Raw genomic sequence first — 14,786 nt, 5'->3', positions numbered from 1 at the left:
ATAGATAAACGTTGCTTGCTCCTCAAACGATGTGTAATGTTGGTAAGGGCTAATAATATTATTGATGTAATGCGCTATAAATCTTAACAGTGTGGCAGAAAATAAAGCCCTTTTCATATTTCAGGTGATGTGCCTTATTTTCTCAAGAAAGCAACATTTTCTAGCGAAGAAGTTAATAAGGCATAATTAAGCAGAACTGCTAGGTGCTCTCCAACCCGCCCTCGTCAAACAGCGAAAGTTGCTGACGATTGTCGGGTTTTGCTTTTCTAGCGCGCTGAGCGGGCGGTCGACGTTGGCTCGCCAGCTTCTCCACAATCGCTTGGCTGGCATCTCTAGCCTCCGGCGTGCGGCGCAGTTCATAGAGCAGCTTCTTCCAGTAGCGCGCTTCGGCCTCGAAATCGTTTGGGATGGGATAGTCGATGCCCGGTTGAAAGCCGAAACGTTTTTGCAGGCTTTCCGGCAACGCCCAGGGTTTGGCGCGCCACTCTAACGGCAGTGGCGCTAGTTCCGGCACCCAGCGGGCGATGAACTCGCCGGTGGGGTCGTTATCTTCTGCTTGCTTGATCGGGTTGTAGACCCGCATGGCGTTGGTGCCGGTAGCGCCTGCCTGCATCTGCACCTGGGGGTAGTGAATGCCCGGCTCGAAGTCGGTAAACAGCCGTGCTAGGTGCAATGCTGGTTCATACCAGTGCAGCCCCAGGCCAAAGGTGGCGTGGGAAAGCAGCATGGCGCGCATGCGAAAGTTGATCCAGCCGGTGGCAGTCAGGCTGCGCATGCAGGCATCCACCAACGGCACGCCGGTTTGGCCGCGCTTCCAGGCGATCAGATGCGGGTGTTCCGGGTCGCGCTCCCGCAGGCCGCGCAGCGCCGGGTGCAGCGTTTGATGCTCGATGCTGGGTTCGCTCTCCAGCTTCTGAATAAAGTGGCAGTGCCAGTAGAGCCGGGAGGTAAAGGCGCGCAGCGAGCGAGCCCAGGCGATGTCGTCGGCGTGCTTTTGCCGCTGGCGGCGCAGGGATTGCACTACTTCCCGCATGGAGAGCGTGCCCCAGGCCAAGTGCGGGGAGAGCCGCGATCCAAACTCCCAGGCCAGTAACGGTTTAGAGAGCGAGCCGCGATAGCGCCGCCCGCGCTGGGTAATAAAGCTCAGCCACAGCGCGCGGCCTTCACTGCGCCCGCCGCGCTGGCGTTGGGGGCAGGGCGTGGTATCGAACCCCAAGGTGAGTGAGGGCAGTTGCGCTATGTCTACGTGATGAAATGCTTGCCAACCGGGTGCTGCCATCGCTGTTGGCGGGGCGGGATAGGTGGGGGCGGCCATCAGCGTTTCCCAGTGGCTTTCCCAACGGGATTGATGCCCTGTGCGGCTACTCAGCCCGCGAATCACGCCCTGCTGGCGGGCTTCCTGCCAGGGCACCTGGTGGGCGTGGCACCACGCTTGAACGCGTTGGTCGCGCTCAAAACTCCAGGCGTTGCCAGTCTCTTGGTGGGAGTGCAGCACCAGTTCGCCGTAGTGGGCTTTGAGCGCGACCAGGCACTCCACTATATCGCCCTGCCACAGGCATAGTGGCAGGCCCAGCGTGTTGAGCGCTTGGGCAAGATCAACCAGTGAATCGGCGGCAAACTGCCAGTGGCGCAGGGCGCTGTCGGGCGCTTGCCACTGCTCAGGCTCGATGGCGAATAGCGGCAGCACAGGGCCCGCCGCTGCGGCGTTGGCCAGCGGTGCGTGATCGTGAATGCGCAAATCGCGTTTGAACCAAACGACCTGAAGGGGTGCCTGAGCCATTAGCCGTAACGCCTGTTCGTCACTTATCTATTCGTGATGCAGTGATGACGTTACCATCAAGCGATTGTTTGCGTAACCAACTGAGTCACACCCGCCCCACAGGAGAACCACTATGTATATCGCCATGAACCGTTTTCGGATTGCCCCGGGCCGCGAAGAGGATTTTCTAGAGGTATGGCGCAACCGCGATTCCCACCTGGACGAAGTGCCGGGCTTCAAGCAGTTTCAAATGCTGCAGGGCGAAAGCCAGGAAGACCACACCGTGTTTATCTCCCACAGCGTATGGGAATCCGAAGAGGCCTTCCGCGCCTGGACGAAGTCAGACGCCTTCCGCAAAGCGCACGCCAACGCCAAAGCGCCAGAAGGCATCTACCTTGGCCCGCCTAAGTTTGAAGGGTTTGAGGTGGTGTTGTAGGCGGCGTCAGCGGCGGCAAATAGCGTTCAAGTAACTGGGCCGCATGCAGTACCTTGAGGTCTTGATATTTACCCGCCACTAAGTGCAAACCTACCGGCAGCCCCTGGTTGTCTAACCCGCAGGGAAGGGAGGCCGCGGGCTGTTGGGTCAGGTTGAAGGGATAGCTGAACGGCGTCCAATCCATCCAATCTCGATAGTGTTTGCCCGGTGGTACGTTGTGGCCCGCTGCAAAGGGCGCAATGGGCATCGTAGGCGTTACTAGCAAATCATAGCGTTCGTGAAAGGCGGCCATGTGAGCGGTCAATTCGCTGCGCTCACGCCGAGCGGCGAGGTAGGCGGAAAGCGATACGTCTTGCCCGCGTCGTGCAATCTCCAGAAAGCCAGGATCAAGCGCTGCCTGCTGCTGTTCGTTGAGTTTTTCGAGTGCCTGCGTGGCCCCCGCAAACCAGAGCGTATTAAACGTTTTAAGCGGATCGCTAAAGCCTGGGTCAATGCGTTTTACGGTGGCCCCCAATGCTTCTAAATAAGCGATGGCTTCCTCAACTCGCTGGGCAATATCTGGCGCTACCTCTACATAGCCAAGATTGGCGCTAAAAGCGATGCGCCAGCCACTGAGGCTCGCTGGGGGCGGCGTGAGCCAGTCTGGCCCGGTGGGGTTCCCAACGTAACCATCCCGAGCATCGGGCTGGGCCATGACGCTGAGCATGAGGGCGCTATCACGTGCAGTGCGCGTCATAGGCCCTAAATGAGACAGCGTACTCATGGTGCTGGCAGGCCACTGAGGCACCCAGCCGAAAGTGGGTTTAATACCAAACGTGCCGGTAAAGCTGCATGGAATACGAATGGAGCCGCCCGCGTCGCTGCCTTGATGAAGTAGGCCCAAGTTAAGCGCCGCGGCTGCCCCCGCGCCGCCGGATGACCCTCCTGTCGTTAGCTCAGTGTTCCAAGGGTTGCGGGTGATGCCGTGCAGCGGGTTATCGGTGACGCCTTTCCAACCAAATTCAGGCGAGGTGGTTTTACCGACCACAATGGCCCCGGCATTGCGTAGGTGACGGCTAATGGGCGCATCTACCTCCCAGGGGCCATCCGGAGTCGTGGTGGTGGAACCCAGCCGTGTAGGTAGGCCTTTGGTTAGGGTTAAATCTTTGATCGTCACTGGAATGCCGTCTAGCGGACCGCAGGGGGAGCCTACTTGCCAGCGTCGAGCGGATTCTGCCGCTAAACGGCGTGCCTCTTCCCCGTTAATACAGGTGAAGGCATTCACCTTAGGGTTATCTCGCTCAATACGCGTTAAGCAGTCCTCCACCAGCGTTTCCGGCGAAAGCGAGCCCTCGCTGAAACGTGCCAATGCATCAGTTGCCGTCAGGGTTTCAAAGGTATCTGCCATGATTACTCCCCGCTTTTCACACCGGCCGCATTGAGCATGGCGTGCAGTAAAACGTTACAGCCTGCGTGGACGTGCTCGGGGGTGGCCCTTTCAATCTCGTTATGGCTAATGCCATCTTTGCAGGGAATAAAGATCATGGCAGCGGGGGCGACACGGCCAACAAACATCGCATCGTGCCCGGCTCCGCTGATGATATCCATGTGTGACAGCTGCAGCTTTTCAGCGGCTTGTCGCACGCTATCCACACATGCTTTATTGAAATGCTCAGGCGCAAAATCTGCGGTGGGGGTGAGCTCGTATTCCAGCCCGTGACGTTGGCAAATGTCTTCGACGGCGGTCGTCACCGCTTGGCCCATGGCGATCAGGGCGTCGGGTTCCCAGTGGCGCATATCCAGGGTCATTTTGACTTGGCCGGGAATGACATTGCGCGAACCTGGGTGTAGCGTCATACAGCCTACCGTGCCGCGCCCGTGGGGTTGGTGCTCATGGGCAATTCGGTTGAGCGCTTGAGTAACTTCTGCGGCCCCCATCATGGCATCCCGACGAAGATTCATTGGGGTGGGGCCTGCATGGGCTTCAAGCCCTATGAGGGTTAAGTCGAACCACTTCTGCCCAAGCCCACCGATGACAACGCCAATGGTGGTGTCGGTATCTTCGAGAATGGGGCCTTGCTCAATGTGTGGCTCAAAATAGGCTTTGATCTCGCTGGGCGAGACCTCATCACTGCCGCGATAGTGAATAGCATCTAAGGCATCGCTGACCGTGACACCATCGGCGTCGGTGCGCGCCATCATGGCGTCAAACGCCAGCTCACCGGCGAATACCCCGGAGCCCATCATACAAGGGGGAAATCGGCAGCCTTCTTCGTTGGTCCACGCGACCACTTCAATCGGCGATTGCGTGGTGATGTTGTGCTGGTTTAGGGTGCGAATCACTTCAAGGCCAGACATGACACCGAAGCAGCCGTCGTATTTACCGCCGGTGGGTTGGGTATCTAAGTGACTGCCCGCCATGACTGTTTTGGCGCTGGGGTCGCTGCCTTCCCGGCGGGCAAAAATATTGCCAATATTATCAATACGAATCGTACAACCTTCAGCACGACACCACTGAATAAACAGGTCGCGGCCTTGGCGCTCTAAGTCGGTCAGCGCCTGGCGATTCACGCCGCCCTTCGGCGTGGCCCCTAGCTTGGCCATCTCCATGAGCGACGCCCAAAGGCGGTCGCTGTCAGTGAGTAGGTTGGACTCTTTGATGGGGGTAACGTAGGTATTCATCTCACTCTCCTCGCAAAGTTAAACGGATGTGTTTTCCGTTAGTAAGTCGTGCAGCTTGGAACGGTGATTCTGATGATTGGGTGAGTCGTTGCTGACCAGCATCTGTACCGCCATTTCTGCTTCCAGTGCACTCATGTGATGTTCAGCATCGGCCATGTGCTCGGCCATGATCTGTCGCACACGCGGGGCATCTTCAGCGCGGTAGGCATCCACTAGCTGGCGGTGGTAATCCTGATTGGCGTGGTCGAATTGCTTTCGCTCCGGGACGTACGCTTTTTTGATCACCACCAAATCGCGCAGCATGTCGTTTAAGAACTGACACATAAACGCGAGCAATGGATTCGGGCAGGCGCGGGCCAGCAGCTGGTGAAACTCCAGCTCTAGAAAACGTTGGTGCCGGTGATCCTCTTCATGACTCGCACAGCAGGCGCAGGCCGACATATTGGCTTCCAAATGTTGGAAGTCCTGCTCGGTGAGCTTACCCACCACGGAAGCCGCCAGTTCTACTTCCAGCAGTTTGCGTAACTGGTACACCTGCTTGCCATCCAGTTGCTGGAAGTGCAGAAAGTTACGCAGCATGCGGCTGGCGGGCTCCATGCTGGGCTGATTAATGACCGCGCCTCCTTTAGGCCCGGTTTTTAACGTGATGAGCCCCTCAACCTCTAAGATCTTGAGCGCTTCGCGCACGGTGCCCTTAGCGCTACCGTAAAGCTCCATCAGCGCTTTTTCATTGGGCAGCCGGTCACCTTCCCCCAGTGACTCTGCGGCGATCCAGCGCTTAATGTCGTCGCTAATCAGCTCGGCAAGCTTGGGTCGGCGCGGCGAGGTTGAAACAGGGGCTTGAGTCATCAACCCACTCCTTATTGGTGGTTAGCGCTATTGGTGATTTCTTGCGTATAGGCGGGTAAGCGCTCTGGGTGGTACTCGGCATCATAGTCATAGCGTGCTTGGGTAAAGCGTTCCACGACCGCTGTGTCGCGTCGATGCAGCGCGTGGCTGAGCCCAACAAACAGCGCAGCATTCAGCAATAAACCCCAGATACCCGCATGGTAGCCAAACGGTGCGCTGAGCGGGCCAAAGGTCATGAGGAGCACGCAGGCAACGCCCGCCCACAAACCCGCCAGTGCAGCGGTGGGGTGCGCTTTTTTCCAGGTGATAGCCCCTATGGTGGGAATGATCAACTGCGCGGTGCCCGCCAGTGCTGCAATACCAATCGTGACCAGTACGCCAGGTACGGTAAGCGCCATGATATAAGCGGCCAATGAGAAGCCCACCAGCGATAAACGACCGATATACACAATGCGCGCTTGGTTTGCGTCACGATTTACATAGCGTTTGTAGATATCCATCGTCACCACGGTAGACACCGCGTGGATCTGCGAGTTAGCGGTAGACATAGCGGCTGAAGCACCGGCTGCCATGATCAGTGATGCGAGTAGGTAAGGCGCATACTCCATCAGCATAATGGGCAGGATCTGGTCAGGATTTGCTACGTTAGGCTCAAGCAGCACGCCTGAATAGCCAGACAGCACCGAGCCTACATAGGCAAAGGCCGCCAACCCCAGCAAGAACGGCATCAAGTTAAACAGCTTGCCGTGTTTCACCGAGTACATACGCAGCCAGATTTGCGGGCCCATAAAGGCACCAATGGCGGTAATAGCAAACAGCGAGAACCACATGGGGTAGCCCATCGTGCCGTTAGGCCCAGGCATGGTGAGATGGTCAGGAGAGGTTTGCTGAAGCTGACTAAATAGCGCTGTGGGGCCACCTACTTGGGTGGAAATGTAGTAACCGGCATACAGCATGCCGAAGAATAGCAGCGCGCCGTAAATAACGTCGGTCCAGGCGATAGCGCGGATACCGCCAATCCATACGTAGATGATAATAATGAAGTAAAACAGCAGGGCGGCGAGCCAGAAAGGAATTAATCCGCCCGATGCGACCTCGATTAAATAAGCGCCGCCAGTGAGCTGGATCTGCAGATAAGGTACGGTAAAAATCAGCGTAATAGCGGCAACGGTAATGCGCAGTGCCTCACTATTATAAAAATCACCAATTAAATCTGAAGGTGTTAAATAATTGAATCGTTTACCTAAAAACCAAACCCGTTTGCCTATCCAGTAATACATAAAGCCAAACAGGAGGTTCCAGGCTAACGCCGTCAGAAATACCGGCCCGTTGGTATAAAACGTGGCATTAGAGCCGAGGAACGCAAACGCACTCCACCAAGTGGCCGCGACGGTGAAGAAGACCGCGATACTCCCCATGGCACGGCCTTGAACAAAAAAGTCCTCGCTGGTTTCTTGCGATTGACGAGCGGATAAAACCCCCACCATCAAGGGTATTATCATAAAAGCTGCAATAATTAATAAGCTACCGGTCATGGTGAACCCCTTTTTTTACAGCTGTTTAGTTGCTTGGACAGCGGATGGTTCGGGGCTGCCCCAATTGGTGAAATAAGCCACCAAAAACAGCGCCGTTAATGCAAACCACCAGAACAAGTTCCACACCAGCAGAAAAGGGAGCCCCATCACCATGGGTTCTATGCGGTTAGCCAGCATAATGAGGGGGCTTTCCAGCATAAAAAAGCTGAAGAGCATGCCGCCATAAATAGATAGCTTTAAGGGTGTTAAGTATTTCATAGCAAGTTAGCCCTTTGTTTATATTGAAATTGTGAGCAGTGTTCATAGTGCACGCAGGCAACAACAGCGCTGTTTGGCGCATTGTCTGTGCGAGTGCTACTTAGGCGTGTTCCACTGATTTGTTGTATTTATTCGTATAAATATAAGAATTAGGCGCTTTGAATCGCTACGTCAAGGTGAGCAGGCAACGTTTTACGCTGTGTTGCGTATGGATTCTCTAACGTGAACTCAAGAAAAGCATAATTTTATAAACGTAGTGGGTGGCGCATGCTGAGGGCATGTCTCATAGCGACGGAGCTGGACACTATGTTTGGTTTAAAAAGTAAAACGACCGCACAGCCAGCGGAAAAAAAGGCTGAGCAGCCTGCATCAGGCACCGCCCTCAATCAGCATTTCTGGATGCCGTTCAGCGCGAACCGCGATTTCCGCGACAACCCGCGCATGATTGCGGGGGCGGAAGGGCGTTATTACATCGATGACCAGGGGCGCAAGCTGTTTGATTCGCTCTCTGGCCTATGGACCTGCGGGGCGGGCCATAACCGTGAAGAGATCCAAAAAGCCGTGGCGGCGCAGCTAGGTACGCTGGATTTTGCCCCCGGTTTTCAGATTGCCCACCCGTTGGCGTTCAAGCTGGCGGAGAAAATCGCCAGCTTAACGCCAGCCGGGCTGGATCACGTGTTTTTCACCAACTCCGGTTCTGAAGCTGCCGATACCTCGGTCAAGATGGCCAAGGCGTATTGGCGTTTAAAAGGTAAGCCGGAAAAAACCCGCATGATCGGCCGCGCCAAGGGCTACCACGGGGTAAATATTGGCGGCACCAGCCTGGGCGGCATTGGCGGCAACCGTAAACACTACGGCCAGTTGATGGACGTAACGCACCTGCCCCACACCCTGCAGGCGGGCCATGCGTACACCCGTGGCCAAGCGGAAACCGGCGCTGAGCTTGCCGATGCGCTGCTGGATCAAATCGCCCTGCACGATGCCTCTACCATTGCGGCGGTCATTGTGGAGCCGATGTCGGGCTCGGCGGGTGTGATTGTGCCGCCAAAAGGCTATTTGGATCGGCTGCGGGAGATCTGCACCGCCCACGATATTCTGCTGATTTTTGATGAGGTGATTACCGCCTTTGGCCGCAGTGGGGCCACCACCGGGGCCGAAGCGTTTGGCGTCACGCCGGATATCATGAACGTGGCCAAGCAGATCACCAATGGCGCGATCCCCATGGGGGCGGTGATTGCCACTGGCGAGATTTTCGACACCTTTATGCACGCAGGCGGTGCCCAGCACGCCATTGAATTCCCCCACGGCTACACCTACAGCGCCCACCCCGTGGCTTGCGCGGCGGGGCTGGCGGCGCTGGAGATGATGGAGCGTGAAAACTTCCCCGCTCAGGTGAATGCTATCGCTCCGGTATTCGAGCAGAAGCTGCACGCCTTAAAAGGCCACAACCACATTGTCGATATTCGCAACTACGGCTTGGCCGGCGCCCTTCAGCTAGCGCCGCGCAGCGGCGACCCCACCATTCGCCCCCGCGATGCGCATATGGCGCTGTGGGAAGCTGGCTTCTACGTGCGCTACGGCGGCGACACCCTGCAGTTCGGCCCTCCGTTTGGCACCACGGAAGCCGAGCTTGAGCGTTTGTTCGATGCCGTGGCAACCACCCTGGATTCACTGGCGTAACCCTGGCTAACCCTGTTTTGGAGTTTCATGATGAGTGTTGTTTCCCACCTGATTAACGGTGAGCTAGTGGAAAGCCAGCGCACGCTGGATGTCACCAATCCTTCTACAGGGAAAGTGATTCGCCACGTGGCGGATGCCAGCGCGGCGGATGTGGAGCGTGCCATTGCTGCAGCTCAAGCCGCTTTTCCTGCCTGGCGCGATACGCCGCCCGCGAAGCGCGCCCAGGTGATGTACCGCTTTAAACAGCTGCTGGAAGAGCACGCGGAACGTCTCGTGCAACTGGTCAGCGAAGAGCATGGCAAAACGGTCGAAGACGCCATGGGCGAGCTGAAGCGCGGCATCGAGAACGTCGAGTACGCCTGCGGCGTGCCGGAACTGTTAAAAGGCGAGTACTCCCACAACGTGGGGCCGGGCATTGATGCGTGGTCTAACTTCCAGCCGCTGGGCGTGGTCGCGGGCATTACCCCGTTTAACTTCCCCGCCATGGTGCCGCTGTGGATGTACCCGATGGCGATTGCCTGCGGTAACACCTTTATTCTTAAGCCTTCCGAGAAAGACCCATCGGCCGCCATGGCCGTGGCCGAACTGCTGCAAGAAGCGGGGCTGCCCAAAGGCGTGATGAACGTCATTCACGGTGGTCGCGAAGCGGTGGAAACACTCTTAGATGCCAAAGCCGTGAAAGCCATTTCGTTTGTGGGTTCCACACCCGTGGCGGAAGCGATTTATGCCCGTGGCTCGGCGGCGGGCAAGCGCGTTCAGGCCCTGGGCGGGGCTAAGAACCACGCGGTGATTCTGCCGGATGCCGACCTAGAAAACGCCGCCAATACCCTGATGGGCGCCGCCTACGGCAGCTGCGGCGAGCGCTGTATGGCGATCTCGGTAGCGGTGTGCGTAGGTGATGAAACCGCCGACCGGTTAGTGGAAACCATTCTGCCCAAAATCGCTAAGCTGAAGGTAGGCCCGGGTACCGATAAAGGCCTGGATATGGGCCCGCTGGTCACTGCAGAGCATCGCGATAAAGTGCTTGGGTTTATTGAAGATGGCGTGAACGCTGGCGCTTCGCTGGTAGCGGATGGCCGTGGCCTGACCGTGGCTGGCCATGAGGAGGGCTATTTTGTGGGTGGCTGCCTGTTCGATAACGTCACCGCTGAGATGCGCATTTACCAGGAAGAGATTTTTGGGCCGGTACTCTGCGTGGTACGGGTCGGCAGCCTGGACGATGCCATGCAGCTGATCAACGACCACGAATACGGCAACGGCACCTGCCTGTTTACCCGCGATGGCGAAGCCGCCCGGCGCTTCACCGACGGTATCGAAGTCGGCATGGTGGGGGTGAACGTACCGCTGCCCGTACCGGTGGCGTATCACAGCTTTGGCGGCTGGAAGCGCTCGCTGTTTGGCGACCTTCACGCCTACGGCCCAGACTCGGTGCGCTTCTACACGCGCCGCAAGGCGGTTTCCCAGCGCTGGCCTTCCGTTAGCGAAGCCACACGGGCGGAGTTCTCGTTTCCTACTAACCAGCGTTGACGCGATGCGCTAACTGCGCCATCTTCACTGCACCACCGCCTGCATCATTGTTGGGCGGTGGTGTATTTTTTGGTGCGTATTGTTAGCGGTCAGGGTTGCAAAGGGATACCAGCGTGGCGAGAACACAGGACGAAATTCGGCAAACGAACGTCAAAAAGATCCTTCAGGCGGCGGAGCAGCTGTTTGCCGAGAAAGGCTACGCCGGGGCCTCCATGGGCGACATTGCCCAGTTAGCCGACCTGCCAAAGTCCAATGTGCACTATTACTTCGCGACTAAGAAAGTACTCTATCAAGAGGTATTACTGGCGCTGTTAGAGTTATGGAAGCAGGACGCGCTCTGCTTTGAGCTGTATGAAGACCCCCGAGTGGTGCTCTCCACCTACATACGCGCCAAGATGAACCACTCCCGCAACCGCGCCCACGGCTCCAAAGTGTGGGCCGCCGAAGTGATGCAGGGCGCCCCGATGCTCAAAGAGCGCCTGCGCGATAACCTCTATGAATGGGCCAAACTGAAAGAGTCGAAAATCCGCGAATGGGTCGATTCCGGCCAAATCAACCCCGTCGAACCTTCCTACCTGCTCTATATGATCTGGGCCTCCACCCAGCACTACGCCGACTTCGACTACCAAATCTACCTGCTCAACGACGACAAACCGCTGGACGACTTACAGTTTGAAAAAGCCGTGCAGTCGGTGACCTCGGTGATTTTAAGAGGGATTGGGCTGACGGCTTAGTGGGCGCTAGTGTCCTAAGCATTTAATCGCGGCGCTGCGTTGTTAATGCTCTCTTATCTTGGTGCTTTGGTTTCCAAAACGTTTGTTTTCCCTCCTGGCAGGCCTGTTCACGGGTGAGGCCAATATCTTTCAGCAAGTGGTCATCTAGCGTGAGTAGTTGCCGACGGCTGCGGCGACGCTGCTGGTAGCGGCTTAACTGGTAACGAAGCTGAGTGAGGCTGAAGCGTGGCATGGCGGCTCTCCGAGCGGTGGGGTGCCTGTTTAGGTTACGCAGCCTGCTGGTGGCAATACAGATATAGGTTTTTTTATTTTTACGATACAGATGGGGCGTGTTATACCTCTGTATGGCGAAACGAGATGCCTTCTGTATGGCAGATGAACCGAGCGGGGGTGGGCGTGATGACGCGTTATGAAGAGGTGGCGGCAACGTTGCGGGAGCGGATTGAGCACGGGATTTATCGCGTGGGCGACCGGTTACCCTCTATTCGCGCGGTCTGCCAAGAGCTGAATGTGAGTATCTCAACGGCGCAAGAAGCGTACCGCCAACTCATGGACGCCGCACTGATTGAGTCGCGGCCAAAGTCGGGCTACTTCGTGCTGCCGTGTCGTATTCCCTCCGTTTTGCCCTCTGTTTCGCGACCAGCCCAGTGCCCGCTGGATGTCTCCCAGTGGGACCAAGTGCTAGAGCTGGTAGCTACCCAGCGAGACGACAAACGGCTGCTGCTTGGGCGCGGTGTGCCCAATCTTGAGGTGGCGTCGTTAAAGCCGCTGTCGAAAATCCTCGCCGGGCTGCATCGTAGTAACGATCTGCACGGCTTTAATTACGACAAACTCAACGGTAGCTCTGAACTGCGCCAACAGGTGGCGCGCTTGGCGGTGGCATCTGGCTGCCTGCTGCATCCGGATGATGTGCTGATTACCACCGGCTGCCAGGAAGCGCTCTCCATTGCGCTTCGCACGCTCACCCAGCCCGGCGATGTGGTGGCGGTAGATTCGCCCAGCTTCTACGGCACCATGCAGATTCTGAAAGCCAACGGTTTAAAGGCGCTGGAGATTCCCACCGACCCGCAAACCGGTATCAGCCTGGAAGCGTTAGAGCTGGCGCTGGAGCAGTGGCCTATTCGCGCCATTCAGGTAACGCCCACCTATAACAACCCGTTAGGCTATACCATGCCAGAAGCGCGCAAGCGGGCGCTCTATCAGCTTGCCCAACGTTTTGATGTGGCCATTATTGAAGATGATATTTATGGGGATTTGGCCTACACCCAACCCAGGCCGCTCACGATAAAATCCTTTGATACCGACGGGCGCGTGCTGCTGTGCAGCGGTTTCTCGAAAACCTTAGGGCCGGGCCTGCGCGTGGGCTGGCTGGCCCCTGGCTGCTACCGGGAAAAGGCGCTGCATATGAAGTACGTCTCCACCGGCGCGTCTGCCACGTTGCCGCAATTGGCCGTGGCGGAGTTTGTCGCCAAGGGCCATTTTGAGCGTCATCTACGCGCTGTTTCCCGCCAGTATCAACGCCAGCGGGATATCATGATTAGCTGGGTGCAGCGCTACTTTCCGAAAGGGTCAGGCATTAGCTACCCGCAAGGGGGCTTTTTACTCTGGGTAGAGCTACCGGCGGATGTCGACTGCGTGCGCCTTAACGAGCGCTTAGCGCAACACGCCATCCATGTGGCGCCGGGGTCGCTGTTCTCGGCCTCTGGGAAGTTTCGCCAGTGCTTGCGATTGAACTACGCGTTTACCCTAACGCCTGCGATGGAAAAAGCGGTGCGCCAAGTAGGTGAGTTAGCGATTGAGATGCTTCGCGAGGTAGGTGAGCCTTCACTAGCCCTGAAGTAAGAAATGAGTTTTGCGCTGGCTTACGAAGGGCGCTGAAACAATGCACGCGCCTGCTCAACCCATTCCCGAGTGACGCAGTTCAACGAGTGATCATTGATCAGTCCCATGGCCTGCATGAATGCAAACGCGGTGGTGGGGCCGAAAAATGTCCAGCCGCGCTTTTTAAGCTCTTTTGCTAGCGCAATCGATTCTGGCGATGTGGTTTGCGTTTGTGGGTCTGGGCGGGATGCGCTGTCCGGTTCATAGCGCCAGAAAAACGCCGCTAGCGAGCCTTCCTGAACCACCATCTCCTGGGCCCGACGTGCGTTATTGAGGGTGGCTTCGATCTTTCCGCGATGACGAATGATGCCTGCATCCTGCAGTAAGCGCTCCACGTCATCTGCAGTAAAGCGGGCGACGTGGTGAAAGTCGAAGTGGTGAAAGGCGGCGCGGAAGTTCTCACGTTTATTCAAAATCGTGCGCCAGCTCAAGCCTGATTGAAAGCTCTCCAGGCAGAGCTTTTCAAATAGCCGCTGGTCATCACTCACGGGAAAGCCCCACTCCTGATCGTGGTAGGGCTGGAACTCCGCCGCTCCGCCACACCACTGGCAGCGGGGGCGACCGTCGGGGGCGATGAAGTCATGAGCCATTAGCGCGGTACCTGACCGCCGAACCACTCTTGAGCCGTGCGCCAAAAGCACATGCCCGCGAAGTACAGAGAAGTCAAACCTAAGCCCCACCGTGCCCAGGCGGTGTAATCAGGGTGTGAAAGAATTAACGAGGTGGCACACACGCACCACAGCAGCGTGACGGCGATATTGAACGGCATGAACAAACGCACACGAAAGGGGTGCAGAAACTTCATTTTGGTCACCGTCAGCATCGCTAAGACCAGTATGGCGGTAAACGTGATGAACGGCGGTAAATCGAGAATGTAAAAATAGGCCGCGGCAATGTTCCAAGCGGCGGGGAAGCCAACGAAGTAGTTATCCTGGCTTTTCATATCGACGTTACAAAAACAGAACATCGACGACAGCAGTATGATGAAGACGGAGGTCAGCCCTAAATAGGGCGGTAGTTCGATGAAGTAATAAATGAAGAGCGCGGGAATGAAGGCCCAGGTGAGGTAATCGATCACCATATCCAGCGTTGATCCATCGAAATGCGGCAGCACGGATTTTACTTCATATTTGCGTGCCAGCGTGCCATCCACCCCATCGATCATCATCGCCGCCCCCAGCCAGAGCAGGCAGGCCACCGGGTTATTGTCGATTAGCGCTAGCAGCGCCATCGTGCCTAGCAGTACGCCGCTGGCGGTAAAAACATGCACGCTCCAAGCTTTGTAAATCGGTGCTCGGGATTCGGTTTGAGTAAAGAGTGTTTGGACCACGGTAACCCCAGTGGGAACACGTGGTCCCCTTGCTGTTAGATGAATCGATAAACGGTGAAAAGACGATACACTACAATCAGAACGTCGTCAGAAAATCCGCGGCAAATCGTCTGGTCTCAGCGTTTGGCGGTGTGCC

General features: G+C 56.8%; 14 protein-coding genes. 5 read left to right on the top strand and 9 right to left on the bottom strand.

Annotated features, from left to right (window positions below; all coding sequences use genetic code 11):
• Positions 1-199 precede the first annotated feature (199 nt).
• Positions 200-1,780 (bottom strand): cryptochrome/deoxyribodipyrimidine photo-lyase family protein, encoded by a 1,581-nt coding sequence (locus QIT27_RS09765; RefSeq protein ID WP_285263663.1) that lies wholly within the window; start codon positions 1,778-1,780, stop codon positions 200-202.
• 112 nt (positions 1,781-1,892) lie between these two features.
• Here QIT27_RS09765 and hmuQ point away from each other — a divergent pair, with 112 nt between their 5' ends.
• On the top strand, positions 1,893-2,195 hold the full coding sequence (gene hmuQ, locus QIT27_RS09760; protein ID WP_062363117.1) for a heme-degrading protein HmuQ: 303 nt from the start codon (positions 1,893-1,895) through the stop codon (positions 2,193-2,195).
• On the opposite strand, the gene QIT27_RS09755 is transcribed toward hmuQ, so the two are convergent.
• From QIT27_RS09755 to QIT27_RS09735, 5 genes are all read right to left on the bottom strand, one after another.
• Positions 2,164-3,582 (bottom strand): amidase, encoded by a 1,419-nt coding sequence (locus QIT27_RS09755; protein ID WP_285263662.1) that lies wholly within the window; start codon positions 3,580-3,582, stop codon positions 2,164-2,166. The two genes, hmuQ and QIT27_RS09755, sit on opposite strands and share 32 nt — an antisense overlap.
• 2 nt (positions 3,583-3,584) lie before the next feature.
• On the bottom strand, positions 3,585-4,856 hold the full coding sequence (locus QIT27_RS09750; protein ID WP_285263661.1) for a Zn-dependent hydrolase: 1,272 nt from the start codon (positions 4,854-4,856) through the stop codon (positions 3,585-3,587).
• Between the two features lie 18 nt (positions 4,857-4,874).
• Complete coding sequence (locus QIT27_RS09745) at positions 4,875-5,705, bottom strand: FadR/GntR family transcriptional regulator (protein WP_285263660.1); 831 nt, start codon at positions 5,703-5,705, stop codon at positions 4,875-4,877.
• 11 nt (positions 5,706-5,716) lie between these two features.
• Positions 5,717-7,192, bottom strand: coding sequence for a sodium:solute symporter family protein (locus QIT27_RS09740; protein ID WP_285263770.1), 1,476 nt, complete (start codon positions 7,190-7,192; stop codon positions 5,717-5,719).
• Between the two features lie 63 nt (positions 7,193-7,255).
• Positions 7,256-7,498, bottom strand: a complete 243-nt coding sequence (locus QIT27_RS09735) for a hypothetical protein (RefSeq protein WP_285263659.1) — start codon at positions 7,496-7,498, stop codon at positions 7,256-7,258.
• Between the two features lie 306 nt (positions 7,499-7,804).
• On the opposite strand from QIT27_RS09735, the gene aptA reads away from it, so the two are divergent.
• The 3 genes from aptA (at position 7,805) to QIT27_RS09720 (ending at position 11,439) form a co-directional block, all read left to right on the top strand.
• The gene (gene aptA, locus QIT27_RS09730; RefSeq protein WP_285263658.1) at positions 7,805-9,178 is read left to right on the top strand and encodes an omega-aminotransferase AptA; all 1,374 of its coding nucleotides are present in this window, start codon (positions 7,805-7,807) and stop codon (positions 9,176-9,178) included.
• A gap of 30 nt (positions 9,179-9,208) precedes the next feature.
• Positions 9,209-10,705, top strand: coding sequence for a CoA-acylating methylmalonate-semialdehyde dehydrogenase (locus QIT27_RS09725; RefSeq protein WP_285263769.1), 1,497 nt, complete (start codon positions 9,209-9,211; stop codon positions 10,703-10,705).
• A 113-nt stretch (positions 10,706-10,818) separates the two neighbouring features.
• Positions 10,819-11,439 carry a TetR/AcrR family transcriptional regulator gene (locus QIT27_RS09720; RefSeq protein WP_058578125.1) on the top strand — a complete coding sequence of 207 codons (621 nt, stop codon included), beginning with the start codon at positions 10,819-10,821 and terminating at the stop codon, positions 11,437-11,439.
• A 22-nt stretch (positions 11,440-11,461) separates the two neighbouring features.
• Here the strand turns inward: QIT27_RS09720 and QIT27_RS09715 are convergent, their stop codons facing one another.
• Positions 11,462-11,671, bottom strand: a complete 210-nt coding sequence (locus tag QIT27_RS09715; RefSeq protein WP_285263657.1) for a DUF1127 domain-containing protein — start codon at positions 11,669-11,671, stop codon at positions 11,462-11,464.
• A gap of 167 nt (positions 11,672-11,838) precedes the next feature.
• Between QIT27_RS09715 and QIT27_RS09710 the strand changes: the two genes are divergently transcribed.
• Complete coding sequence (locus QIT27_RS09710) at positions 11,839-13,281, top strand: aminotransferase-like domain-containing protein (protein ID WP_285263768.1); 1,443 nt, start codon at positions 11,839-11,841, stop codon at positions 13,279-13,281.
• Between the two features lie 20 nt (positions 13,282-13,301).
• Here QIT27_RS09710 and QIT27_RS09705 read toward each other — a convergent pair whose 3' ends face one another.
• Together QIT27_RS09705 and pcsA are read right to left on the bottom strand one after the other, a co-directional pair.
• The gene (locus QIT27_RS09705; RefSeq protein ID WP_285263656.1) at positions 13,302-13,910 is read right to left on the bottom strand and encodes a DNA-3-methyladenine glycosylase I; all 609 of its coding nucleotides are present in this window, start codon (positions 13,908-13,910) and stop codon (positions 13,302-13,304) included.
• On the bottom strand, positions 13,910-14,608 hold the full coding sequence (gene pcsA, locus QIT27_RS09700; protein ID WP_350338770.1) for a phosphatidylcholine synthase: 699 nt from the start codon (positions 14,606-14,608) through the stop codon (positions 13,910-13,912). The genes QIT27_RS09705 and pcsA overlap by 1 nt, the downstream gene beginning before the upstream one ends.
• Between the last annotated feature and the right edge of the window lie 178 nt (positions 14,609-14,786).

The sequence above is a fragment of the Halomonas sp. LC1 genome (assembly GCF_030247125.1).
GTDB lineage: Bacteria > Pseudomonadota > Gammaproteobacteria > Pseudomonadales > Halomonadaceae > Vreelandella.
This window is presented reverse-complemented; position numbering and strand designations above follow the sequence as displayed.

What these genes read in the sequence shown, in the direction of transcription:
- aptA (WP_285263658.1), top strand. Translation starts at nt 7,805, where the DNA reads ATGTTTGGTTTAAAAAGTAAAACGACCGCACAGCCAGCGGAAAAAAAG.
- QIT27_RS09765 (WP_285263663.1), bottom strand. Translation starts at nt 1,780, where the DNA reads ATGGCTCAGGCACCCCTTCAGGTCGTTTGGTTCAAACGCGATTTGCGC.
- hmuQ (WP_062363117.1), top strand. Translation starts at nt 1,893, where the DNA reads ATGTATATCGCCATGAACCGTTTTCGGATTGCCCCGGGCCGCGAAGAG.
- QIT27_RS09755 (WP_285263662.1), bottom strand. Translation starts at nt 3,582, where the DNA reads ATGGCAGATACCTTTGAAACCCTGACGGCAACTGATGCATTGGCACGT.
- QIT27_RS09735 (WP_285263659.1), bottom strand. Translation starts at nt 7,498, where the DNA reads ATGAAATACTTAACACCCTTAAAGCTATCTATTTATGGCGGCATGCTC.
- QIT27_RS09740 (WP_285263770.1), bottom strand. Translation starts at nt 7,192, where the DNA reads ATGGTGGGGGTTTTATCCGCTCGTCAATCGCAAGAAACCAGCGAGGAC.
- QIT27_RS09745 (WP_285263660.1), bottom strand. Translation starts at nt 5,705, where the DNA reads ATGACTCAAGCCCCTGTTTCAACCTCGCCGCGCCGACCCAAGCTTGCC.
- QIT27_RS09715 (WP_285263657.1), bottom strand. Translation starts at nt 11,671, where the DNA reads ATGCCACGCTTCAGCCTCACTCAGCTTCGTTACCAGTTAAGCCGCTAC.
- QIT27_RS09710 (WP_285263768.1), top strand. Translation starts at nt 11,839, where the DNA reads ATGACGCGTTATGAAGAGGTGGCGGCAACGTTGCGGGAGCGGATTGAG.
- QIT27_RS09705 (WP_285263656.1), bottom strand. Translation starts at nt 13,910, where the DNA reads ATGGCTCATGACTTCATCGCCCCCGACGGTCGCCCCCGCTGCCAGTGG.
- QIT27_RS09750 (WP_285263661.1), bottom strand. Translation starts at nt 4,856, where the DNA reads ATGAATACCTACGTTACCCCCATCAAAGAGTCCAACCTACTCACTGAC.
- QIT27_RS09725 (WP_285263769.1), top strand. Translation starts at nt 9,209, where the DNA reads ATGAGTGTTGTTTCCCACCTGATTAACGGTGAGCTAGTGGAAAGCCAG.